A 20,782-nucleotide genomic window follows, 5' to 3' on the forward strand; every position below is an offset into this window, starting at 1 on the left:
CCGGGGCGCCGCCCCGCGCGAACGAGGACGACGACATGAGCATCAAGAGCGACAAATGGATCCGCCGCATGGCGGAGCAGCACGGCATGATCGAGCCGTTCGAGCCGGGTCAGATCCGCGAGAAGGACGGCCGCAAGATCGTCAGCTACGGCACCAGCAGCTATGGCTACGACATCCGTTGCGCGCCCGAGTTCAAGGTCTTCACCAACATCCACTCGACGGTGGTGGACCCGAAGAACTTCGACGAGAACAGCTTCGTCGACGTCAACAAGGACGTCTGCATCATCCCGCCCAACAGCTTCGCGCTGGCGCGCACGCTGGAGTACTTCCGCATCCCGCGCAACGTGCTGACGGTGTGCCTTGGCAAGAGCACCTATGCCCGCTGCGGCATCATCGTCAACGTGACGCCGTTCGAGCCCGAGTGGGAGGGCTATGTGACGCTGGAGTTCAGCAACACGACGCCGCTGCCGGCCAAGATCTACGCGGGCGAAGGCTGCGCGCAGGTGCTGTTCTTCGAGAGCGACGAAGTCTGCGAGACCAGCTACAAGGACCGCGGCGGCAAGTACCAGGGCCAGGTGGGCGTCACGCTGCCCAAGACCTGAGCTACTGCTGCGGCGACGCCGGCACGTCGGCGAGTTCCGCCAGCCACGGCAGCGCCGAGCGGTGCCAGAGCTGGCGCGTCGGCTTGAGCGCCGCGCGCTGCGCCACGCAGCCCAGGCGGATGACGACGGTCGTCGGGTTCTCCGCCGCCGCCGCCCACAGCGCCGTGCCGCAGTCCGGGCAGAACACCTGGGCGCGGCGGTTGCCGCTCGCAGCGACCTTCACGTAGGTCCGGGGCGTGCCGCGCAGCAGCGAGAACTGCTCGACCGGCGTCGCGACAATGGCGCGAAACGGCGCGCCGGAGAGGGTCTGGCAATCGTTGCAGTGGCAGGCGACGACGCGGGATGGGTCGATCTCGGCGTCGAACGCGATGGCGCCGCAATGGCAGGCTCCCTGGATCTTCATGCGCGGCTCCGTTGGGCAGGAACCTGCAGCATGCCATCCCGGCCCGGTCGGCGCCTTCAACGCGCCATCTCCACGATCGCCTCGGCCACCACGCGCGGCTGGTCCTTCTGCAGATAGTGACCGGTACCGGCGACGGTCTCGACACGCCGTGCGCCCGTCAGCCGCAGCCAGTCCTGCTGCAGTCCGCGCACCACGGGCTCGAAGGACCCGGCCTCCAGCCCGCTGAAGTCCGCACGCATCAGCACGCGCGTCGGCACGCCCAGCGGCGGTGCGGCCTCCCAGGCCTCCAGGCAGCGCGTCTGCGCGTCGAACTCCGCGGCCGGCGCGCGACCCATGGCCATGCGGGCGACCTTGATCAACGTGGCGCTGCTCGGCGACTCGGCCGTCACGCGTTCGAGGTGGTGCGGGTGCGTCGCTTCGAGCAGCAGCAGGCCCTTCACGTCGGCCGGGTACAGCCGCGCGTAGGCATACTGGTAGAGGCCGCCGAGTGAATGGCCCACCAGCAGGTAGGGCGGCGGGTGGCCGCTGCGGCGCAGCGTCTCGTGCAACTCGCGGGCGATGGTGCAGGGGTCGCGCGGGCCCTCGGCGAAAGGCTCGCGTCCGTAGCCCGGTCGGTCCGGCGCCACGACGACCGCGCCGGCCGGCAGCTGCTGGCGCACCTGGCGCCAGACGTCTGACGAATCGCCCAGCCCGGCCTGCAGCACGATGGTCGGCGCGTTGGGGTGCAGCGTTGGCAGTGGCGGCCGCTCGGCGGCGTTGGAGCAGGCGGCCAGTTGCGTCAGTGTCGCGGCGCAGGCGAGGGCAAGGACCGGAAGGCGGGGATGGCGCATTGAAATCGTCGGGCCGTTGGGAGCACGGGGCGAACCTTAAGTGCTTCCGCCTCAACGCCGGCCAAGTTTGGTGTCGTAGGGCGGTTCAGGCTGGCGCCAGGCCCAGGTGGCGCTGCAGCCCCAGCCGGCCGGCGCGCATGACGCGGCGGTGGTTCCAGCGGAACAGCGGCGCCAGCACTGGCGCGAGCCGGCGCAGGATGCCCGGCGGCAGCGTGACGCGCCATACGAAGGTCACGTCCGTGTGCCCCCCCGCCTCGGGCGGGGCCTGGTGCAGCAGCCAGATGCCTTCGCCCGCCAGCGTGCCGCCGGCGCGCGCGCGCAGCCGCTCTTCCCGCCGTACTTCGGTCACCTCCAGCGCCAGCTGCAGCCGGTAGCCCAGGCCCGTGCGGAATAGGATGTCCTGTACGCGCCCGACGCCCAGCTCGTCGCCCGGGTGCAATCGCCGCACCGCTACAACGCCCGGCCACCAGTGCGGCCACTGCTCCGTATCGGTGATGGCCTGCCAGACACGGCCCACGGGGGCGTCAAGCCGCCAGTGGCTCACGAGGTCGAAATACGTGTTCTCAGACATGCTCTGGAAGTACGCGGACCGCCCGCGGCGTGGATGCCCCGGCAACGCTGCATCCACAATTCTTGACGCTGCGTACAACCTTTATGCCCCCGCCCACCGCTTCTCCCGCCCAGGCCCGTGCCATCCGCCGCCGCCTGCTCGAGCGTGTGGCCGACACCGAGAGCCGACTGCTGACCGTGCCGCCCGGCGCCGCTGGCTGGCAGCCGTTCGGCGACGGCGTGCAGATCAAGGTGCTGCACGAGCACGAGGGTGGCCTGAGCTACCTGCTGAAGCTGGCGCCCGGCGCCCGCATCGCCGCGCACCGCCATCCGGTGGACGAGGAGTGCGTGGTGCTGGAGGGCGTGCTGAAGGTCGGCAGCCGCATCGAGGTGGGGCCTGGCGGCTACCACCTGGCGCGAGCCGGCAGCCTGCATGCCAGCCTCGGCACGGAGACGGGCGCGACGATCTTCCTGCGCGGCGCCGAGCCGCATGCGGACCAACTGCTCGTGTGAGGTTGAACATGGCCCATTCCGACCCCTGTGCGCCCGGTGACGACGACCCGCCCGAGCCCGCGTTGTTCGACGACACGGAGGGCCCGCACGAGCTGAACGACGGCGAAGCCGCGCTGGAGGGCGCCGGGCCAGCATCCCATGCGGGCGCCACGGCGCTGGACGATGCACAGATCGAGGCATGGATTGCCGCCATCGTCGACCACGATGAGCGTGCGCTGCTGGCGCTGTACGAGGCGACGTTGTCGCGCGTCTACGGCCTCGTGATGCGGCTGGTGCGCCGCGCGCAGCTCGCTGAGGAGGTGGCGGAGGACGTGTACTTCCAGGTCTGGCGCCAGGCGCCGCGCTTCGACCCCGCGCGCGGCCGGCCGCTGACCTGGCTGCTGGGCATGGCTCGCTCGCGCGCCATCGATGCGATCCGCCGCGAGGCGCGCTTCCAGCACGAGGCGCTGGATGACGAGGCGGCGCCGGTGAATGCGCCGGTGGCCGAGTCCGGCGACGAACTGCTGGCCGTGGCGCAAGGCCATGCCGAGCTGCACCGCGCGCTGATGCTGCTCAAGCCGCAGCCGCGCCAGCTCGTCGCGCTGGCCTTCTTCAGCGGGCTGTCGCACGAGGAGATCGCCAGCCAGACGAGCCTGCCGCTGGGCACGGTCAAATCGCAGATCCGCCGCGCGCTGATCACGTTGCGCGAGGCGCTGGGCGACACTGGCGCGCACGCGCTGCCGGCCTGAGGGGCGATGCGATGACGACGATGCCTGACCACCCCGAGTCCGAAGACGACACCACCGACCTGAGCCCGCTGCTCAGCGAGCCCTTCGCCCGCGCCTGGGCCGCGCCCGCTACCGGCCTGCCCGGGCGGCTGGGCGAGCGCCTGGGCGAGCGCCTGCAAAGGTCGCTGCAGGCCGAGGCCGGCATGGTGACCGTGCGGCTGCGCCACAGCCGGGCCGAGGACGGCCTGCGCTGGCTCTACCGCGCCCCCGCCGACCGCCCGCTGCGGCCCGGCGAGCCGCGTGCGGCCTGCTTCGTGGATGTGCCGGCGCAGGGCTTCATGCAGTTTGAGCCGTCTGCCGGGCCGCGCGAGTTCCTGGTGCTCGACGGCGAGGTCGAGATCGACACCGAGGCGCTGGTGGCGCGTGACTACCTGCTGCTGCCCGGCGGCAACGCCGCGCGGCTCGTCAGCCTCGGTGGCGCCCGGGTGTTCATGCGCGAGGGCGACGCGACCGTCGCCGCGCAGCGCACGCTCGTGCGAGACCGTGACGCCGGCTGGCCGGAGTTCGCCCCCGGCATCCGCCGCCGCGTGCTGTGGTCGGCCGGCGGCCAGGCCGCGCTGCTGTACCACGCCGATGCCGGCGCCAGCGTGCCCGTGCACCGCCACGGCCACGACGAGGAATGCCTGATGGTGCAGGGCGAGCTTTTCCTGGACGACGTGCTGCTGCAGCAGGGCGACTACCAGCTCGCGCCGGCCGGCACCGGACACTGCATCACGGAGACGGACACCGGCGTCGTCATCTATGCGCACGGCGACGCGGACCTGCAGTTCACTTGAGCGGCATCAGCGGCGGTAAGGCCCGGCTTTTCGGGCTTTATCCGGCCTTCGCCGTGCCGAGATGGCGGCACCATGGCTCACCTGCCAGAAGTCCACGAGGCCTGCCATGCTGATCCCGCTGCACCTGATCCCCGTCCCCGCCGACGAGCCCCGCAGCGTGGGTGACCCGGGCCATGCCTGCAGCGGCCTGAAGATCGCGCAGGGCGTGAACCTGGGAGATATCCGCGCACTGGGCCTGACGGTGTCGGGTGCAACGAGCAGCGGCGTGTCGACCGGCGACCTGCTGCGTTTCGGCCAGCTGATGAACGACGCAGGCCTGGCGATGAACCCGACCCGCATGCTCTACGACCGCCACTACGCCTACGAGCGCCTGGCGGAAGGGCATGCGAGCCATGAGACCGCGCTGCGCGAACTGGCCCTCGACCTCTTCGAGGGCTACCAGGCCGCCGGGGAGTGGATCGGTTTGGCGCATTGACGGCCCCCGGTGAGTGTTGCCGTGCTGAGCCCGGGCAAACCTTACCGGCCCTCGAGGGGGCGGCGATGCTTGCGGCATCGAGCCGCAGGCACATCGCCAACGCGGGCCGGCTTCGGGGTGGCCCGGCGCTCGGCCCTGAAATGCCGAAAGTTTGAGCCGCCTCCCGGCGGCTCTTTGCGTCACGGCGTCTGCGGGACCTTGCCGAACTGCCACAGCAGGAAGCTGTAGATGTCGGCCAGCTTGCTGTAGCCCTGGCTGGCGGTGCTGCCCACGCCGTGGCCGGCCTGGCCGTCCAGGCGCATCAGGATGGGCTTGCCGCTGGTGGTGGCCGCCTGCAGCCGTGCAGCCGCCTTGGCGCTATGCCACACATCCACGCGCGGGTCGTTCATGCCGTGGATGAACATGACCGCCGGATAGGCCGTGCCATCCTTGATCTGGTGGTAGGTGCTCATCTCCAGCAGCGCGGGGAAGTCCTCGGCCAGCTTGTACGAACCGAACTCCGAGATGTTGGTGATGCCGTTGGCCGACTCCTCGGCGCGCACCGCGTCCATCACGCCCACGTCGAAGATCGCGGCGGCGAACAGGTCCGGCGCGGTCGTCACGCTGCGGCCCACGAAGATGCCGCCGGCGCTGGTGCCCCAGATGCCCAGGGTCTTGGGCGTCGTGTAGCCCTTGTCGACGAGGTAGCGGGCGGCGGCCAGGCCGTCCTTCCAGGTGTTGGGCTTGGTGGCCTTGAAGCCGGCACGGTGCCAGGGGTCGCCGAAGACGCCACTGCCGCGCACGTTGGCCAGCGCCAGCACGCCGCCTTGCTCGAACCATGCGAAGTTGCGCGGGTCGTAGCGCGCTTCGATCGAGTGGCCGTAGGCGCCGTATCCGATCAGCAGCGCGGGGTTGCTGCTGTCCAGCTTCAGGCCCTTGCGGTGCAGGATAGCCAGGGGCACCTTCACGCCGTCGTGGCTGGGCACCATGACCTCGGAGACCTCCACCTCCGGCACGCCCGGCGGCAGCGCGCCCTGGCGCAGGCCGGTGTCCACTGGCTTGCCCTTCAGCGGCAGGTGCAGGATGCGCGGCGGCTCGGTCCAGCTGCTGGTGCCCACGATCAGGTCGCTGTAGGCGCGGGCCGGGTCGTCGGCCGGGAAGGTGCTGCCGGCCACGTCCGGCGCCACGTCGGTCGCGTTATTGCCCTGATGGCGCAGCGTGCGCAGGTTGAAGCCCTGGCGCTGCTCGGTGTAGATCACGTCCTTGCCGAGGCTGAAGCTCTCCAGCACAGCGGTGGCCGGTTCGGCGATGACCGTGCGTGCGCGGGCGAGGTCGGGATGGGCGAGGTCCAGCCCGATCACGCGGCCGCGCGGTGCGCCGGCATAGGTGCGCAGGTACAGCGTGCTGCCGCGCAGCTGGGCGTCGGTGATCTTGTCGCTCGCGCCGGAAATGCGCGTCCAGGCGATGCGCTTGGCACCGAGGGATGCCACCGGTGCGACGAAGATCTTGCCTTCCGGCACGGTGGTATCCGTCGTGCGGGCCACCATGTAGCGGCTGCCGGGGCTGAAGAACACCCGGGCCACGTCCAGGCGGTCCAGCTTCAGCTCGGGGTTCACGAGCGGCCCGAAAAGCGCCTTGGCATTGGCCGGCTTGTCGCCGACCTTCAGCAGGAAGACGGTGGTGTCCAGGAAGGTCTCGGTGTCGGGCGTGCCGGCCGGCAGCTCGCGGACCTGGTTGTAGGTGAACGCCTGGCTGTCCGGTGTCCAGCTCAGCAGCGCCTCGTGCACGCGCGGGATCGCCTCGCCGACCTGCCGACCGGTGGCCACCTCCATGATGAAGAGCGACGCATCCTCCGAGCCGCCGGCGGAGATGCCGTAGGCCACGTAGCGGCCGTCCCATGACGGCACGAAGTAGTTGATGGCATGCGGCACGCCGGTGGCCTTGGCCATGGCCTCGGGGTCCACCAGCACGCGCTCGGTACCGGCCAGGCCCTGGCGCGCGATGAGCTTGAGCTGGTTCTCGCCGGCCTTGCGCTTCAGGTAGAACAGCTGGTCGCCGGGCAGGCGGGTCAGCGCGCCGACGACATCACCCGTGGCACGCGCCAGCTCGGTGATGCGCTTCGTCATGGCCTCGCGACCCTGGATGCGGGCCAGTTGCTCCTCGGCGTACGCACCCTGGGCCTTGAGCCAGTCCTGCGTCTCGGCGCTCTTGACGTTTTCCAGGTTGCGGTAGGGATCGGCCACCTGCACGCCGTGCAAGGTGTCGGTGACCGGGTGGCTGGGAGCGGGCGGCGGCGCGGCGAAGGCCGATGCGACGCTGACGACGAGGCTGGCGACCAGCCAGCGGGACGGTGTGAAACGGGTTGGTTTCATGAAGGCAGAGCTCCAGGCGCGGTGGCGCCGTCGTGAGCCGGGCATTATTGACGGGCGCCAGCGCCAGGCCATTCCTCACGCTTGCGGCTGGCGATGCCGGACACTACGACGAAGCCGGCGCCGGCATGTCGACGGGCGGCGATCATTGCCGCCATGAAGCTCCGCCTCCTCCTTGCCCTGACGACGCTGGCCCTGGCGGCCTGCGCGCCGCTGCGGCCGTCTCAACCGCCCGCCGAGAAGCGCTACACGGCCGCCGAGCTGCTGGCGCTGAAGCCCGCCGACTTTGTGTGGCCGGCCACATCGACCGATGGCGAGCGCGCGCTGCGCGAGGCCGCGCTGGCCGACATCCGCGCCCGCCTGGCACTGCCGCCGGGCGCGGCGCGCGATGCGGCGCTGCCGCGGCTGTTCGAGCTCGTGGCCCAGTACAACGCCGAGATCGCCGCCGCGAGGCCTTTGCTGCTGGACGCGCTGCCCACGCTGGGTCAGCGCGACGCCGAGACCCAGCGCGCGCTGCTGACGGCCGCCCACACGCTCTACGCCGCCGATGCCGTGCCGCTGCTGTGGCCGCTGCTGCCGCAGCTGACGGCCAGCAAGCCCTTCGCCATTGCGGCCTACACGCTGCTGCAGGCTGATGCCGGCGCTGCTGACCGGCTGCGCGACCTGGTGCCGCAGCAGTTCCCGCAATGGGCCGATGACGCGCGGCTGGCGGCGCTGATGTCCAGGCTGCGGCCGTCCGCCGCCGCACTGCCGCCGCTGGCCGAGCTGCTGGCCGCGCCGCTGCGGCCTGGCTTCGCCGTCATCGTTAGCCTGCAGCGCGTGGGCCGCCAGCAGATGGGCCTGGCGCTGGTGCGCGGTGCCGATGGCCGCTTCGTCCGCGACGCGGCGGGCCGTCTGTTCGCGTCGCCACAGCTCGCGCTCGCGCGCAGCGGCCTGCCGGGCACAGTCACCAACGGCAACACGCCGCAGGGGCTGTTCACCCTCGTCGGTGCTGGCACGGCCACCAACCCCAACATCGGCCCCACGCCCTATCTGCACACCAAGCTGCCTATCGAGGCGTCGGTGGCCGAGTTCGAGCACGTCGCCATGGCCGACACCGCGGCATGGAGCGAGGCCGTCTACGACAGTTTCCTGCCGGAAAGCTGGCGCGGGCTCTCACCGCTGCGCGAAGCCTGGCTCGCCGGTCTCGCGGGCCGCGACGAGCTGATCGTGCACGGCACGACGCTGAACCCGGCCTACTACGCCGGCGCGAGCTACCACCCTGGCACGCCGCAGCAGGGCTGCATGATTTCTGGCGAGGACTGGGACCCCGCCACCGGCCGCCTGCTGGCCAGCCGGCAGCTCACGCTGGCCCAGGTCTATGCGGCCGCGAGCCGGCGGGACGACCTGGCGGGCTATCTCGTCGTCGTCGACGTGCCGGGCGAAGGCGCCGTGACGCCGGCCGAGGCCGAGGCGCTGGTGGCGGAGGCCGGGCGGTGAGGGCGGCAGGGGCCGCGAGGGCCGTGCTGTGCGCCGCTGCGCTTCTGGCGGCGCTCGGGCCGGGCCGTGCGGCCGACAGCGCGCCGCCCACGCTCGTGCCGGGGGGCGACGGGCGCGAGCTTGTGGACGCCGCGGCCGGGCTGGCCTGGGCCCGATGCGTGGAGGGCATGCGCTGGGACGGTCATACCTGCCGTGGCGAGCCGGCACTGTTCACGCACGCCGAGGCGCTGGCCATGGCCCGCTCGCGCAGTGAGGCGGACGGGCTGCCGTGGCGCGTGCCCCGTGTGCCCGAGCTCAAGCTGTTCGGCGAGCGCCTGGCGCGGGCGGCCGATGCCGCGATGCTGGCGCCGGCCGCCCCGGCGGGCTGGTACTGGACGGGCACGGCCCACATCGATCGCGAAGCGGTGAACCCCTACGCCTACAGCAACGTGCAGCGCGGCGTGACCCAGCCGCAGGCCAACCGCCTCGTGACACAACTGGCCTGGGCGGTGGACCCGCGCAGCCGCGAGGCGCGAGGCGACATGCCGCGGCGTGAGCGCCTGGCGCTGCGCCTCGTGCGCCAGTTGGCTGCCGAGCCCCGGCCGTGACTGCCGCCATCGGCGTCGGCTGCCGGCTCACGTCGTGCCCTGACGCGGAACAGCGCGTCGACCTGCCATTGGTGCTGATGTACCCGGCTGTGGCGCCCGCCACGTTGCGGCGCCTGGGGCCCTATGACATGACGGCTGCGTGGGACGCAGCGCCCGCGGGCACGTCGTTGCCGCTGGTGGTGGTCTCGCATGGCAACAACGCGTCGCCATGGACGCTGCGTGATCTGGCGGCCCATCTGGCGCGCGAGGGGTTCGCCGTCGTGCTGCCGGAGCATGTGGGCAACAGCCGCCATGACGCCAGCCTTGCCGGCACGCTGGCCAACCTGCGCAACCGGCCGCGCCACGTGTCGCTGGCGCTGGACGCAGCAATGGCCGACCCGCTGCTGGGCGCGCATCTGCGCCAGGGGCCGGTGGGTGCGGTGGGGCTGTCCATCGGAGGCTATACCGTGCTGGCTGCGGCGGGTGGCCGGGCCTGGTGCGGCCCGCACGAGTCGCCCGATGGGCGGCCGCAGCGCGTGGAGGTGGTGCCGGATGCCCGTCTAGGTGCCCTCGTGCTGCTGGCGCCGGCGACGTTCTGGTTCGCCGCAGACGAAGCGCTGCGCGGTGTGACCCAGCCCATCCTGCTTCGCACCGGCAGCCACGACACGATCACGCCGGCCGAGCATGGCCAACGCGTGTGCGCCGGCGTGGCTGATCCCAACCAGGTCGAGCACGAGGTCGTGCCGGGTGCGGGGCACTTCTCGTTTCTCGGCGTGTTCCCGCCCAGCCTGAATCGCCCGGACTTCCCGCCCGCACAGGACCCGCCCGGCTTCGACCGCGCTACCTACCAGCCGCGCTTGTGGGAGGACGTCGCGCGCTTCCTGCGCCGGCGGCTGTGAAGCGGGTCAGTCGACGAAGCGGAGGCCGCCGTATTCCCAGCGCCATGGCGCGCCGGTCTCGCCGAGGATGAAGCGAACCAGCGCCGGGAAAGCCGCTTCGGCGCGCACGTCGTTGGCGAGGATGACGACGCAGCGCTTCGATGCTTTGACGCATAACCAGGTGTTGCCCGTGCTGTCGTCATGGCCTCCCTTGTAGAAGCCCCGCCCTTGCGGCCCGTCGAAGGTGACGACACCCAAGCCAGCGGCCAGGTCCGCGCGGCGCTGCCCGGGTGGCAGCTCAGCTTGTAGCGTCGGGAACTGCGAGGCGGTCGTGATGGGCAGCTGTGGCGAGGTCAGCGCCGCCGCGCTGGCCAGCGACAGTCCGATGCCATTGACGTAGGCCGCGGCCATGCGGGCCATGTCGGCGATGGTCGTGTCCATGGAACCCGCCACGCGCACCTTGCTGCGCTCATCGTGCGGCACCAACTTGCCCTCCATCGTCCAGCCGTCGGCAAGGTTGGGGCGGAAGTCGTCACGCCACCGCAGGCTGGTGCGCTCCATGTCCAGTGGATCGAAAACGCGACGCTGCATCTCTGCACCGACGTCCAGCCCCAGGCCGCGCTCCAGCACGAACTGCAGCAGAAGCAGCCCCTCGCCCGAGTAGGCGTAGCGCGTGCCAGGGTCGAAGTGCATGCGCAGCTTGCGGTCGGGCTCCAGCCAAGCGAAGTTGGCAAAGCCGCCGCTGTGCGTCAGCAGCATGCGCGCCGTCAACTGGCGCCAGCGGGAATCGTCGGCGAGTTGGCGCCAACGGGCGGACTCAGGTGCCTCGGCCCCGTCGGGCAGCGGTTTCGACAGATAGCGCGCGAGCGGGCGGTCGAGGTCCAGCAGGCCTTCGTCGACGAGCTGCATGACGCAGTAGCCAAACACCGCCTTGGTCAGCGAAGCACCGTACATGACCGTGTCGGTCAGCAGCGGCTCGCCGGCCGCGTTGCGGCGGCCGTGGGCGGACACGTGGACGACCTGCCCCGCGTCAACGACGGCGACGGCCAGGCCCTGCGCGTTCGTCGCGGCCATCAGCCGAGCGACCTCGGCATCGATGGCCGCGCCGTCGGGCGGTGCGGGCGCTGCAGCAAAAGCCCGCAGCGGCAGGGAGACCATGACGGCGAAGACGGCGAAGAAGCGGGTCAGTTGCATGGTGCCTCCGGTCCGCAGTGTGGCAGCGTGCCAAGGTCGGTTGTATCGGGCCGAAGACAATGCCGGGTATGAGCGATCTGCTGACCGACCTGCAGCGACTGGAGTCCCAGCTTCACCATCCCGGCGTGCGTCTGGACGAGTCCCGGCTGCAGGCCTTGCTGCATGCCGCCTTCCACGAGGTGGGCCGCTCGGGCAGCCGCTACGACCGCGCGGGTATTGTGCGCTTTCTCGCCGAGCAGGGCCGCAACGTGGCCTACCCGGAAGACGTCGTCGCCGACCAGTTCGCTGTGCAGGCGCTCGGCCCGGCTGCGGCGCTGCTGACCTATCGCACGGCGCACCGCCAGCCCGACGGCACGCTGGCGCGGCACACGCTGCGCTCGTCGTTGTGGGTGAACGATGGTGCGGGCTGGCAGCTGCTTTACCACCAGGGCACACCGGCTGGCGCTCCCTGGTGAGCCGACGCGCTCAGACCGTGGGGTAGGTGCCTGGCACGAGGATGTCGTGCGTCACGTTCGCCAGCTGCGTGTGCCCGCAGAAGGCCATCGTCACGTCCAGCTCCTTGTGCAGGATCTGCAGCGCCTTCGTGACGCCGGCCTCGCCCATCGCGCCGAGGCCGTAGACCATCGCGCGGCCGATCATCGTGCCGCGGGCGCCCAGCGCCCAGGCCTTCAGCACGTCCTGGCCCGAGCGGATGCCGCCGTCCATCCAGACCTCGATCTGCGAACCCACCTCCGCGACGATGGCCGGCAACGCGTGGATGCTGCTGGGCGCGCCGTCGAGCTGACGCCCGCCGTGGTTGCTGACGACGATGGCGTCGGCACCGGCCTGCACGGCGAGCTTCGCGTCCTCCACGTCCATGATGCCCTTCAGGATCAGCCTGCCGCCCCATTGTTCCTTCACCCAGGCCACGTCGGCCCAGGACAGGCGCGGGTCGAACTGTTCGTTCGTCCAGGCGGACAGCGACCGCATGTCGCTGACGCCCTTCACATGGCCCACGAGATTTCGGAAGGTGTGGCGCCGCGTGCCGGCCATGCCCAGGCACCAGCGCGGCTTGGTGGCGAGGTTGAGGAGGTTCTTCAACGTCGGCCGAGGTGGCGCGGTGAGGCCGTTCTTCAGGTCCTTGTGGCGCTGGCCGATCACCTGCAGGTCCAGCGTCAGCACGAGCGCCGAGCACTTCGCGGCGCGGGCGCGCTCGATCATGCGGGCCATCGCCTCGCGGTCGCGCATCATGTAGAGCTGGAACCAGAACGGCGCCGACGTGTTCTCGGCGATGTCCTCGATGGAGCAGATGCTCATCGTGCTCAGCGTGAACGGGATGCCGAACTTCTCAGCCGCCCGCGCGGCATGGATCTCGCCGTCGGCGTGCTGCATGCCGGTCAGCCCCACGGGTGCGATGGCCACCGGCATCTTCGCGTCGACGCCCACCATCTTCACCGACGTGCTGCGGCCTTCCATGTTGACGGCCACGCGCTGGCGCAGCTTGATGGCCTGGAAGTCGCTTTCGTTGGCGCGGTACGTCGTCTCGGTCCAGGAGCCGGAGTCGGCGTAGTCGTAGAACATGCGCGGCACGCGCTGTTCGGCGAGCTGGCGCAGGTCTTCGATGCAGGTGATGACGGGCATGGCGGGTGGCTCCGGGGTCGAAGGCCGCGATGCTAGGGCCGATGCCCATGCGGTGTACCGGAAAAAACCTCGGGCGCCGGCGGAAGAGTTTTCTCGGCCCGCAGGGTTGATAGAGTCCGCGCCCCATGCTGAATCGCCGCAATCTGCTGACGAGCGCGGGCCTTGCCGTCACCTTCCCGCAGTTCGCCAACGCCGCGTCACTGCCCGAAGCGCGCGGCCCATATGCGCTGCCCAACACCGCCGTCCACGTGCTGCCCGACCCGGTCAGCCAGCGGGCCTACGAGGTCTGGATCGACCTGCCGCCGTCCTACGACTCGTCCTCGGGCCTGCTGCCCGCCGTATTTGTGACCGACGCGCCCTATGCCTTCCCGGTGCTGCGCGCGCTGCGATCCCGGGTAGGGCAGGGTGGCAGGAATATGGCGGACTTCGTGCTCGTGGGCCTCGCCGGCCCGGCGCAGGAAACGCCCACCATGATGCGCAACCGCGACTACACGCCGACGCTGCCCCGTGCCCGCGCCGACTACGGTGACGGCGATTACGGCGGTGGTGCGGCCTACCTGCGCTATGTCGCCGACGTTGCCGTGCCGGCGGTGACCGGCCGCTATCGCATCGATGCTTCGAAGCGAGTGATCCTCGGGCATTCCTATGGCGCGTTGTTCGCCACACAGCTGCTGTTCGCGCGGCCGGAGCTGTTCAGCCACTACGTGCTCGGCAGCCCGTCGCTGTGGTTCGACGATCACGTGATGTTCGACCGCGAGGCGGCCTATGCGCGGGCGCATCGGGACCTAGCGGCGCGCGTGTTCCAGTACGTCGGGGCCTACGAGACGGTGCGCCCGGGGCCGCGCTATAACCGCCATCGCGATCTCGTCAACGACATGCGGCGGCTGGAGCGTGTGCTGCGCGGGCGCCGCTACGCCTCGCTATCCATCGAGAGCCATGTCATCGCGGACGAGGATCACCTCACCGTCGCACCCATCGGCGCGACGCGCGGCTTGCTGTGGGCGCTGCCGGGCCGCGGGCCGTACGAGGGCTGAAGCTCCGGGCGGTGCTCAGGCTGGCTGGTCCAGCGAGCGGCAATGGTGGTACAGCCAGCCCGCGAACGCTTCCACCGCCGGTCCGCTGCGATGGCGCACCAGCCCGTAGTGCCGTTCCGCCGGCACGGTTAGCGCAAACGGCTGCACCAGCCGACCTTCGGCCAGCTCGTGACGCGCCAGGCTCAGTCGGGCCAGCGCCACGCCCTGGCCGGCCAGCGCGGCGGCCAGCGTCAGCCCGAGATCCACGAAGCGCGGTCCGTCGTCGGGTTCGGCGGCTTCGTCCAGCCCGGCGGCACGCAGCCAGGGTGACCAGGGTTGCAGCGGCGTACGAAGCAGCGGCAGCGCCAGCAGGTCGGCCGGCCGGCGCAGCGGGCCGTGCCGCGCAAGTAGCGCGGGTGCGGCCAGTGGCGTGAGACGGTCGCGCAGCAGCACCTGGGCGGGCGCGATGTCGGTGGGGACTGCACCATGGCGGATCTCCGCGTCGGCACCGGCATCTCCCTCGGCCAGCAGCGGGACGGACAGCGTCAGTTCCAGCTCGATGTGGGGATGCGCCGCGGTGAAGTCCGGCAGCGCCGGCACCAGCAGTTGCCGGGCGAAGGTGGGCGTGGAGCTGATGCGCAGGCGCTCGCGGCGCGGACTCTCGCGCTGGTGCAGCGGGATGGCCTGCAGCAAAGCCAGCGCCTGGCGCACCTGGGGCAGGTATTCATGGCCGGCGGGCGTCAGCACGAGGCCGCGGGAGGGTTGGCGCAGGAATAGGGGCTGGTCCAGCCGCTCTTCGAGCCCGGCCACGCGCTTGGCCACGGCGCTGGGCGTCAGCGCCAGTTCGGCGGCCGCGGCCTCGAAACTGCCGGCCCGCGCGACGGCGTCGAAGGCGAGCAGCGCGTCGAGTGAAGGCAGACGCGCTGCGCGCATCAGAAGTTCAGCGTCGTCGGTCCCGCGTCGGGCGAGCTGGGCCGCAGGTACTGGCCGAGCGTGCCGGCCATCGCGACCATCACGCCGGTCGCCATGATCCGGGCCCGGTGCAGCGGCCGAGGCTTGGTCTGCACGCGTTGCACTCGCGGCCCGGGATGGACGACGGCATGGACCAGCGCCAGCTCCTGCTGGCGTTCGCGCACGAGGAAGGCAAGGCGCGACGGATCGGCGAAGCGCTGGGCGAGGGCGCGCACTGCCTTCAGTTCACGGCGGCGCACCATGATCCCTTGCGGGCGCAGCGTGCAGCCGAGCGAGCGGCTGCGCAGGTAAAGGGCCTTGGCGGCGAGCCGGTCCGGCATGCAGCCGACGCCCGCGTACAGGCAGTTGGCGAGGTTGAACGTGGCCTCGGCGTGCTCCATGGCGGCGGCGGCGACGTAGGCGGTCAGCCCGGCCGATTCGTCCGAGGGGCCGCCGCAGCCCATCATCAGCACGCGGCCCAGCTGGAAGCGGCCGATGGCGCTACGCCGCGCTGCGGCCTTCTCGAACAGCGAGCGTGCCTCGACCGCGTCGGCCGCCACACCCAGCCCTTCCAGCAAGCACAGGCCCAGCATGGCCATGCCGTTGCCGTCGCCGGTTTCAGCGGCGGCGCGGAACCAGCCTACGGCGCGGGCGTAGTCCGGCTTCGCGGCATGGAAGAGTGCCAAGCCATGTTGCAGCGGATCCTCGGGCGCCGATGTGAGCGCTACCGCTTGCGGACTCAAATTGGAACCAGGATTCGGAGACTTCATGAAGCGACTACCTCGGAGGGCCCGGTACCGCCCGGGTTGGGCGATGGCGTCAAGGCTCGCAGACAGTCTCTTCGGGCTTGACGTGGCGTACCCCTAGATTGTCAGGCAGTCGTCCGTCCCGACAAGCGGTTTGGCGGCTCGCACCGGCCTGAGCCCCCGAAACCAAGGGTTTTTACCGAGGTTTGTGCGATAAATCACACAACGTCAGCTGCCTGCGGGCGGTTCCCACAGTTCCACCTTGCGGCCCTCCGGGTCGATGACCCAGCCAAACTTGCCGTACTCGGATTCGTCTACCTTGTCCTGGACATCGCAACCCTCGGCACGCAGCGCGGCCAGCAGGCCGTGCAGGTCGGCGACGCGGAAGTTCACCATGAAGGGGGCGTCGCTGGGCGCGAAGTAGCCGGTGTCTTCCTTGAACGGGGTCCAGAGCGTCATGCCGCTGGCGCTGTCATCCGCCCAGCGGAACGCTGCGCCTCCCCAGTCGTTGACATCGAGGCCCAGGTGTTGCCGGTACCACTCGGCCAGGGCCTTGGGATCGCGTGACTTGAAGAAGATGCCGCCGATGCCGGTGACGCGTTTCATGGGAGCTCCTTGGATGGCGCGCCATTTGCGCGCAGGCGCTCTCATGCTGCAGTGCCGTCAGCCCGCCGACAAGGGGGCTTGCGCTGTCCTCAGGTCGCCCCGGACGTTGCCGGCAAGGTCCAGAGCACGCCCAGGCCCACGAGGACGAGGGCCGCCACGGCCTGTGGCAGGTCAGGTGCTTCGCCGGGGTGAAAGAGCAGCGCCGCCACGCCGCCCGCGGCCATGCCGACCGACACCCAGCGGGCATGCGTCAACCAGCGTGCCCAGCGTTGCTGGCGGGTGGGCACGGTGGCGGGCAGTGCAGCCATGACGCGCAGGCTGAAGCCGGCGTCATCGGGGGCGGGCTCGGTGGCCAGTTGCCGGCGCAGCAGGTGGTCGAAGGCGTCTTGGGGGTCGGTCATGGCGTGGTCTCCCAGGCGGCGAGATGGGTGCGCAGCCGCATCTTGGCGCGCAACACCTGTGTCTTGACGGTGCCGAGCGGCCAGCCCAGTACGAGGGCGGCTTCGGCATGGCTGAGGTCGGCGCCGTAGCACAGCAGCAGCGCATGGCGTTGAGGTGAGGTGAGACTGGCCATCGCGCGGTCAAGGTCGATGCGCCAGTCGGCGCCCGGCGCGAAGTCATCCTGCACGACAGCGTCGTCTGGCAGCGGGTCGTCCTGCCCCGGTGGCCCGGGCCTGTCGGCGGCCAGCGCGGAATAGGCCAGCCGCGTCAGCCAGGTGCGAAAGCGTGCATCGCCGCGGAACTGCGGCAGCGCCCGCCATGCACGCACGAAAGCCTCCTGCGCCAGGTCGTCGGCGCGGCCCTGGTCACCGCGGCAGACGCGGCCCATCAGCTTGCGCAGGTAGCCCTGGTGGGCCTGCACGAGGCCGGCGAAGGCCTGGCGGTCGCCACTGGCGGCACGGGCCACGAGTCGAGCCTCGTCCGCAGGCGGCGGTCTTGGCGCGGTCGCGGGATGGGTCACGGCAGCGGGCGCTTGCGGTCGGCAGCCCAGTACAGCACGAGCCCCAGGCCGAGGAAGAACGGCAGCAGGCCGATGGACCACAGCCACGTGTCGGGCTGCATCATGCGGAACATGCCCATCAGGCCCAGGCCGATGCCGACGTTGATGAGGCCGGGCAGCAGGATGCGGTTGGGGCTGGCCGGCTCCCGGCGGCCGCCGGCCTGCCAGTCTCCGGACGGCGGCTGCAGCTCCGCCAGCAGCTCCGGCGGGATGGGCTGACCGGCGCGGGCCAGGACGCGGATGGTTTCGTGGCGCTCTCGCTCGGCGCTGGCACGGGCCAGGTAGTGCGCCACGATGGCCACGATGGGGATGAACATCGCCACGATGGGTATGGCGATGGGCGCGAGGGCCGAGAAATCTTCGATCGACATGGGCGGCTCCGGTGAAGACGGTGTTGTCCTGCCTTGGAGCGGTGGACGGGGCGGTTTGGATTCAGCTCGTTCTCAAAATTTTCAGACCTGCCACCACGCCGGCAGCAGCGCTCGCACCTCGGGCCGGCGGTAGCGGCGGTCCAGCAGCCAGACCCAGCCGCGGTCGTCCACCGAGCGCAGCACGCGGCCGGCAGCCTGCACGACCTTCTGCAGACCGGGCACGAGGTCGGCGTAGCCGTGGTCGGTGCCGAACAGCGCGTCCAGCCGCTCGCGCACCTGCTCCTGCACGGACGACACCGGCGGCAGGCCCAGCGTCGCGATGAAGGCGCCGATGAGCCGCGTGCCGGGCAGATCCACGCCCTCGGCGAAGGCGCCGCCCAGCACCGCGAATCCGATGCCGCGGCCGTCAGGCACGAAACGGTCCAGGAAGGCGCGCCGGGCCGCATCGCCCATCGCACGGGCCTGGCTCCACTGCGGCACCTCCGGGTGGCGCTGGGCCAGCCGCGAGGCGGCCTGCTCCAGGTAGTCGAAGCTGCTGAAGAAGGCCAGGTAGTTGCCGGGATGCTCGGCGAACTGCGTGGCCAGCAGGTCCACCAGCGAGTTCAGCGAGGCCTGCCGGTGCTCGTAGCGTGTGGAAAGCCGGTCGGCGATGCGCACGACCAGGTGCTCGGGCGGGAAGGGCGCGGGCACGTCGATCCATACCGTGTCGTCCGGCAGGCCCAGCAGGTGGCGCTGGTAGTCGGCCGTGCCGAGCGTCGCGGAAAACAGCGTGACGCTGCTGCAGCTCTCGAAGCGCTCCTTCAGGAAGTGGCCCGGCACGATGTTGCGGATCGCCAGCGTCACCTCGCCCGGCTCGTCGGTCGCGGCATCCAGCAGCGAGAGGTTCTGCGGCTCGGGCGACGGCGCCTTGCGTACCGCGCTGCGCTGAAGGTCGCACAGCGAGTGCGTGTCCAACCGGTCCAGCAGCCGCTGCAGGCCCAGCACGTGAAAGTAAAACTCCAGCATCGGGCCCACCTCCAGCGGGTGGTTCTGCACGTAGTCGGCCAGTGCGACGTTGGCGCGCTGCAGCGCGTCGGCCAGCGCGTCGGGCAGCTCGGTCAGCGGCTGGTAGTCGGCCGGCTGGTCGCGGCCCAGCCGGAGCAGCTCGCCGGCCAGTTGGCGCAGCGGCCCGCGCAGCGACACCGGGGCGGCTGCGACGGCCTCGCGCACCTGGCCCAAGGCCAGGCTGGTGCTGTACATGTCGCGCGCACGGTCGACCAGGTTGTGCGCCTCGTCCACCAGCAGGGCCAGCTTCCAGCCCTGCGCGTTGGCCAGCCCGTAGAGCTGGCCGTGCGGGTCGAAGGCGTGGTGCACGTCGCCCACGACGATGTCGGCCCACCGCAGCAGTTCCTGGCCCAGGTAGTAGGGGCAGACGCCATGGCTCAGCGCGATGCGGCGCTGCGCGGCCGGGTCCAGCCATCCGGTCTGCACAGCCTCGGCGCGGGCGTCGGGCAGCTTGTCGTAGAAGTCGTGGGCCAGCGGGCAGGCCTCGCCGTGGCAGGCCTTGTCGGGGTGCTCGCACGCCTGCTCCTTGGCCACGAAGGTCAGCACGCGCAGCGCCCGGCCAGGCGTGGCCTCGCGCAACTGGTGCAAGGCCTCCAGCGCGGTGATGCGGCCGGTGCCCTTGCAGGTCAGGTAGCCGATCTTGTCGAGCTGCTGCGTCGGCATCGCGCGCAGCAGCGGGTACAGCGTGCCCAGCGTCTTGCCGATGCCTGTGGGCGCCTGGGCCAGCAGGCAGCGGCCCTGGGCGGCGGCACGGTAGACGGCCTCGGCCAGCAGCCGTTGCCCGGGCCGCAGCTCGCCGAGCGGAAAGGGCAGGGCGGCCAGGCCCTCGTCCCGCGCGCTGCGGTGGCCCGCCTCCTGAGCAGCCCACGCTTCGAAGGCCAGGCAGCGGCCCTCGAACGCCGCCTGCAGTGCGGCGGCGCTCAGCGTGTCGCGCAGCACGGTCTCCTGCTGCGTGTCGGCGTCCACGTAGACGAGGGCCAGCTCCAGCTCGGCCAGGCCCCGGTCCGCGGCGATCAGAGCGCCATAGGTCTCCAGCTGCGCCCAGTGCAGCGCGCGGCGGTTCTCGGGGATCAGCTCGATCGGGCCACGGATGGTCTTGATCTCCTCCAGCCGGTTCACGTCCGCCTCATAGCCGTCGGCACGGCCGCGCACGCGCAGCTGGCCGAACCGGCCTTCCAGCGGCAGCTCGGTCTCGTAGCCCGGCGAGCGGCGGGCAATGACGGCCAGTTGTCCGGCCTGGCCTTCCAGCGAGGTGGCGGACGGCGTGAAGCGCCGGTCCAGGCTGCCGCGCTTGGCCGTGAATTCGCACAGGCTGCGGACCGAGACGGTGTAGGTCCAGGACAAGGTCATTGCCGGCAATGATGCCGCCTTCGCTTCGGGCGCGGCTCAGAAGTCGTAGTAGCGGCCGCTGATGGCGTCGTCCGCCAGCTGCGCCCACGGCGTCAGCAGCACGAAGCCCACGTCGTCTGGGTATTGATACGGCGGAAAGACGGACGCTTCGACGTCGATAGAGACTTCGGCCGCCTCCGGCCTCGGGCGGGTGAGCGGCGCCAGCAGCACGACGCGGCGCGCGCTGTGCATGCCGTCAGCCAGGTCGACGGCATCGAGGTTCAGCCCCCAGCGCCAGTGGCCGTTGGCCTGCCGGATCGCTTCGCCGAGGCTGAGGGCCAGGTCGCCCAGCAGGCTGTAGACGACGAAAGGGCCGCTGCGCGGGCATTCCGGCCAGGGCCGGTGCGGCGGCAGCCGCTTGAACGGCGGCAGACGGTCCCAGTGGGCCTTGGCCCAGGCGTTGAGCGCCCGCGCGTAGTCCAGGCCGGCAAGGGCCTGCGAGTCGGGGCCGCCGTGGGCGACCAGCCAGTCGCGCAGCACGCGCTGCCGCTCGGGCAACGTCGCCTGGAACTGCGCCCAGTTCTGCTGCGCCTGCGCCTCGGTCACGGCCTGGCCGTGGCCGGGGTGCGGCACGTCGTTGCCCGGATAGGTGCTCAGGTCCCAGGTAGGCGTGGTGCTGCGGGGGCGGCCCAGCCAACGCTCGATCAGCGGTTTCAGCATGG

General features: G+C 71.0%; 24 protein-coding genes. 10 read left to right on the forward strand and 14 right to left on the reverse strand.

Features of this window, described 5'->3' with window-relative positions; translation table 11 throughout:
* Positions 1–35 precede the first annotated feature (35 nt).
* Complete coding sequence (gene dcd / locus LXT13_RS03025; RefSeq protein ID WP_233370120.1) at positions 36–602, forward strand: dCTP deaminase; 567 nt, start codon at positions 36–38, stop codon at positions 600–602.
* A 1-nt stretch (position 603) separates the two neighbouring features.
* Here the strand turns inward: dcd and LXT13_RS03030 are convergent, their stop codons facing one another.
* The 3 genes from LXT13_RS03030 to LXT13_RS03040 form a co-directional block, all read right to left on the reverse strand.
* On the reverse strand, positions 604–1,005 hold the full coding sequence (locus tag LXT13_RS03030; protein WP_233370121.1) for a GFA family protein: 402 nt from the start codon (positions 1,003–1,005) through the stop codon (positions 604–606).
* A 56-nt stretch (positions 1,006–1,061) separates the two neighbouring features.
* On the reverse strand, positions 1,062–1,835 hold the full coding sequence (locus LXT13_RS03035; RefSeq protein ID WP_233370122.1) for an alpha/beta fold hydrolase: 774 nt from the start codon (positions 1,833–1,835) through the stop codon (positions 1,062–1,064).
* 85 nt (positions 1,836–1,920) lie between these two features.
* Entirely contained in the window at positions 1,921–2,406 is a 486-nt protein-coding gene (locus tag LXT13_RS03040; protein WP_233370123.1) for an SRPBCC family protein, read from the reverse strand.
* A gap of 83 nt (positions 2,407–2,489) precedes the next feature.
* Here LXT13_RS03040 and LXT13_RS03045 point away from each other — a divergent pair, with 83 nt between their 5' ends.
* The 4 genes from LXT13_RS03045 (at position 2,490) to LXT13_RS03060 (ending at position 4,915) form a co-directional block, all read left to right on the forward strand.
* Entirely contained in the window at positions 2,490–2,897 is a 408-nt protein-coding gene (locus LXT13_RS03045) for a cupin domain-containing protein (protein WP_233370124.1), read from the forward strand.
* 8 nt (positions 2,898–2,905) lie between these two features.
* On the forward strand, positions 2,906–3,625 hold the full coding sequence (locus LXT13_RS03050; RefSeq protein ID WP_233370125.1) for a sigma-70 family RNA polymerase sigma factor: 720 nt from the start codon (positions 2,906–2,908) through the stop codon (positions 3,623–3,625).
* A gap of 11 nt (positions 3,626–3,636) precedes the next feature.
* Entirely contained in the window at positions 3,637–4,440 is an 804-nt protein-coding gene (locus LXT13_RS03055; RefSeq protein WP_233370126.1) for a cupin domain-containing protein, read from the forward strand.
* 106 nt (positions 4,441–4,546) lie between these two features.
* Complete coding sequence (locus LXT13_RS03060) at positions 4,547–4,915, forward strand: hypothetical protein (protein WP_233370127.1); 369 nt, start codon at positions 4,547–4,549, stop codon at positions 4,913–4,915.
* Between the two features lie 179 nt (positions 4,916–5,094).
* Here the strand turns inward: LXT13_RS03060 and LXT13_RS03065 are convergent, their stop codons facing one another.
* Positions 5,095–7,266, reverse strand: a complete 2,172-nt coding sequence (locus tag LXT13_RS03065; protein WP_233370128.1) for a prolyl oligopeptidase family serine peptidase — start codon at positions 7,264–7,266, stop codon at positions 5,095–5,097.
* A 153-nt stretch (positions 7,267–7,419) separates the two neighbouring features.
* Here LXT13_RS03065 and LXT13_RS03070 point away from each other — a divergent pair, with 153 nt between their 5' ends.
* Genes LXT13_RS03070 through LXT13_RS03080 form a run of 3 tightly spaced genes read left to right on the forward strand, consistent with a single transcriptional unit; the run spans position 7,420 to position 10,207 of the window.
* Positions 7,420–8,742 carry a hypothetical protein gene (locus LXT13_RS03070; protein ID WP_233370129.1) on the forward strand — a complete coding sequence of 441 codons (1,323 nt, stop codon included), beginning with the start codon at positions 7,420–7,422 and terminating at the stop codon, positions 8,740–8,742.
* Positions 8,743–8,765: 23 nt separating this feature from the next.
* Positions 8,766–9,329 carry a hypothetical protein gene (locus LXT13_RS03075; protein ID WP_233370130.1) on the forward strand — a complete coding sequence of 188 codons (564 nt, stop codon included), beginning with the start codon at positions 8,766–8,768 and terminating at the stop codon, positions 9,327–9,329.
* Complete coding sequence (locus LXT13_RS03080; protein WP_233370131.1) at positions 9,326–10,207, forward strand: alpha/beta hydrolase family protein; 882 nt, start codon at positions 9,326–9,328, stop codon at positions 10,205–10,207. Before LXT13_RS03075 ends, LXT13_RS03080 begins: the two co-directional genes overlap by 4 nt.
* 6 nt (positions 10,208–10,213) lie before the next feature.
* Here the strand turns inward: LXT13_RS03080 and LXT13_RS03085 are convergent, their stop codons facing one another.
* Complete coding sequence (locus LXT13_RS03085) at positions 10,214–11,380, reverse strand: serine hydrolase domain-containing protein (protein WP_233370132.1); 1,167 nt, start codon at positions 11,378–11,380, stop codon at positions 10,214–10,216.
* Between the two features lie 68 nt (positions 11,381–11,448).
* On the opposite strand from LXT13_RS03085, the gene LXT13_RS03090 reads away from it, so the two are divergent.
* Positions 11,449–11,835 carry a nuclear transport factor 2 family protein gene (locus LXT13_RS03090; RefSeq protein WP_233370133.1) on the forward strand — a complete coding sequence of 129 codons (387 nt, stop codon included), beginning with the start codon at positions 11,449–11,451 and terminating at the stop codon, positions 11,833–11,835.
* A 10-nt stretch (positions 11,836–11,845) separates the two neighbouring features.
* Here LXT13_RS03090 and LXT13_RS03095 read toward each other — a convergent pair whose 3' ends face one another.
* Positions 11,846–13,000, reverse strand: a complete 1,155-nt coding sequence (locus LXT13_RS03095; protein WP_233370134.1) for an alpha-hydroxy acid oxidase — start codon at positions 12,998–13,000, stop codon at positions 11,846–11,848.
* Between the two features lie 125 nt (positions 13,001–13,125).
* Here LXT13_RS03095 and LXT13_RS03100 point away from each other — a divergent pair, with 125 nt between their 5' ends.
* Positions 13,126–14,034 carry an alpha/beta hydrolase gene (locus tag LXT13_RS03100; RefSeq protein WP_233370135.1) on the forward strand — a complete coding sequence of 303 codons (909 nt, stop codon included), beginning with the start codon at positions 13,126–13,128 and terminating at the stop codon, positions 14,032–14,034.
* A 15-nt stretch (positions 14,035–14,049) separates the two neighbouring features.
* Here the strand turns inward: LXT13_RS03100 and LXT13_RS03105 are convergent, their stop codons facing one another.
* From LXT13_RS03105 to LXT13_RS03140, 8 genes are all read right to left on the reverse strand, one after another.
* Positions 14,050–14,946 carry a LysR substrate-binding domain-containing protein gene (locus LXT13_RS03105; RefSeq protein WP_233370136.1) on the reverse strand — a complete coding sequence of 299 codons (897 nt, stop codon included), beginning with the start codon at positions 14,944–14,946 and terminating at the stop codon, positions 14,050–14,052.
* Positions 14,946–15,650 (reverse strand): tetratricopeptide repeat protein, encoded by a 705-nt coding sequence (locus LXT13_RS03110; RefSeq protein ID WP_233370137.1) that lies wholly within the window; start codon positions 15,648–15,650, stop codon positions 14,946–14,948. The genes LXT13_RS03105 and LXT13_RS03110 overlap by 1 nt, the downstream gene beginning before the upstream one ends.
* A 288-nt stretch (positions 15,651–15,938) precedes the next feature.
* Positions 15,939–16,316, reverse strand: a complete 378-nt coding sequence (locus LXT13_RS03115) for a VOC family protein (protein ID WP_233370138.1) — start codon at positions 16,314–16,316, stop codon at positions 15,939–15,941.
* 89 nt (positions 16,317–16,405) lie between these two features.
* Positions 16,406–16,717, reverse strand: a complete 312-nt coding sequence (locus LXT13_RS03120) for a hypothetical protein (RefSeq protein WP_233370139.1) — start codon at positions 16,715–16,717, stop codon at positions 16,406–16,408.
* Positions 16,714–17,223: an RNA polymerase sigma factor gene (locus LXT13_RS03125; RefSeq protein ID WP_233370140.1), complete on the reverse strand. Its 510-nt coding sequence runs from the start codon at positions 17,221–17,223 to the stop codon at positions 16,714–16,716. Before LXT13_RS03125 ends, LXT13_RS03120 begins: the two co-directional genes overlap by 4 nt.
* A 50-nt stretch (positions 17,224–17,273) precedes the next feature.
* Positions 17,274–17,687: a DUF6249 domain-containing protein gene (locus tag LXT13_RS03130; RefSeq protein WP_233370141.1), complete on the reverse strand. Its 414-nt coding sequence runs from the start codon at positions 17,685–17,687 to the stop codon at positions 17,274–17,276.
* A gap of 81 nt (positions 17,688–17,768) precedes the next feature.
* Positions 17,769–20,081 (reverse strand): ATP-dependent DNA helicase, encoded by a 2,313-nt coding sequence (locus tag LXT13_RS03135; RefSeq protein ID WP_233370142.1) that lies wholly within the window; start codon positions 20,079–20,081, stop codon positions 17,769–17,771.
* Between the two features lie 36 nt (positions 20,082–20,117).
* Positions 20,118–20,780 (reverse strand): hypothetical protein, encoded by a 663-nt coding sequence (locus LXT13_RS03140; RefSeq protein ID WP_233370143.1) that lies wholly within the window; start codon positions 20,778–20,780, stop codon positions 20,118–20,120.
* Between the last annotated feature and the right edge of the window lie 2 nt (positions 20,781–20,782).

It is taken from the genome of Pelomonas cellulosilytica, from assembly GCF_021353265.1.
Taxonomy (GTDB): Bacteria; Pseudomonadota; Gammaproteobacteria; order Burkholderiales; family Burkholderiaceae_C; genus Pelomonas; species Pelomonas cellulosilytica.

Excerpts from the sequence above, each read along its gene's own strand:
- LXT13_RS03135 (WP_233370142.1), bottom strand. The coding sequence starts at position 20,081 with ATGACCTTGTCCTGGACCTACACCGTCTCGGTCCGCAGCCTGTGCGAA.
- LXT13_RS03070 (WP_233370129.1), top strand. The coding sequence starts at position 7,420 with ATGAAGCTCCGCCTCCTCCTTGCCCTGACGACGCTGGCCCTGGCGGCC.
- LXT13_RS03035 (WP_233370122.1), bottom strand. The coding sequence starts at position 1,835 with ATGCGCCATCCCCGCCTTCCGGTCCTTGCCCTCGCCTGCGCCGCGACA.
- LXT13_RS03120 (WP_233370139.1), bottom strand. The coding sequence starts at position 16,717 with ATGACCGACCCCCAAGACGCCTTCGACCACCTGCTGCGCCGGCAACTG.
- LXT13_RS03130 (WP_233370141.1), bottom strand. The coding sequence starts at position 17,687 with ATGTCGATCGAAGATTTCTCGGCCCTCGCGCCCATCGCCATACCCATC.
- LXT13_RS03115 (WP_233370138.1), bottom strand. The coding sequence starts at position 16,316 with ATGAAACGCGTCACCGGCATCGGCGGCATCTTCTTCAAGTCACGCGAT.
- LXT13_RS03065 (WP_233370128.1), bottom strand. The coding sequence starts at position 7,266 with ATGAAACCAACCCGTTTCACACCGTCCCGCTGGCTGGTCGCCAGCCTC.
- LXT13_RS03030 (WP_233370121.1), bottom strand. The coding sequence starts at position 1,005 with ATGAAGATCCAGGGAGCCTGCCATTGCGGCGCCATCGCGTTCGACGCC.
- LXT13_RS03100 (WP_233370135.1), top strand. The coding sequence starts at position 13,126 with ATGCTGAATCGCCGCAATCTGCTGACGAGCGCGGGCCTTGCCGTCACC.
- LXT13_RS03060 (WP_233370127.1), top strand. The coding sequence starts at position 4,547 with ATGCTGATCCCGCTGCACCTGATCCCCGTCCCCGCCGACGAGCCCCGC.
- LXT13_RS03050 (WP_233370125.1), top strand. The coding sequence starts at position 2,906 with ATGGCCCATTCCGACCCCTGTGCGCCCGGTGACGACGACCCGCCCGAG.
- LXT13_RS03040 (WP_233370123.1), bottom strand. The coding sequence starts at position 2,406 with ATGTCTGAGAACACGTATTTCGACCTCGTGAGCCACTGGCGGCTTGAC.
- LXT13_RS03045 (WP_233370124.1), top strand. The coding sequence starts at position 2,490 with ATGCCCCCGCCCACCGCTTCTCCCGCCCAGGCCCGTGCCATCCGCCGC.
- LXT13_RS03085 (WP_233370132.1), bottom strand. The coding sequence starts at position 11,380 with ATGCAACTGACCCGCTTCTTCGCCGTCTTCGCCGTCATGGTCTCCCTG.
- LXT13_RS03140 (WP_233370143.1), bottom strand. The coding sequence starts at position 20,780 with ATGCTGAAACCGCTGATCGAGCGTTGGCTGGGCCGCCCCCGCAGCACC.
- LXT13_RS03055 (WP_233370126.1), top strand. The coding sequence starts at position 3,637 with ATGACGACGATGCCTGACCACCCCGAGTCCGAAGACGACACCACCGAC.
- dcd (WP_233370120.1), top strand. The coding sequence starts at position 36 with ATGAGCATCAAGAGCGACAAATGGATCCGCCGCATGGCGGAGCAGCAC.
- LXT13_RS03095 (WP_233370134.1), bottom strand. The coding sequence starts at position 13,000 with ATGCCCGTCATCACCTGCATCGAAGACCTGCGCCAGCTCGCCGAACAG.
- LXT13_RS03090 (WP_233370133.1), top strand. The coding sequence starts at position 11,449 with ATGAGCGATCTGCTGACCGACCTGCAGCGACTGGAGTCCCAGCTTCAC.
- LXT13_RS03105 (WP_233370136.1), bottom strand. The coding sequence starts at position 14,946 with ATGCGCGCAGCGCGTCTGCCTTCACTCGACGCGCTGCTCGCCTTCGAC.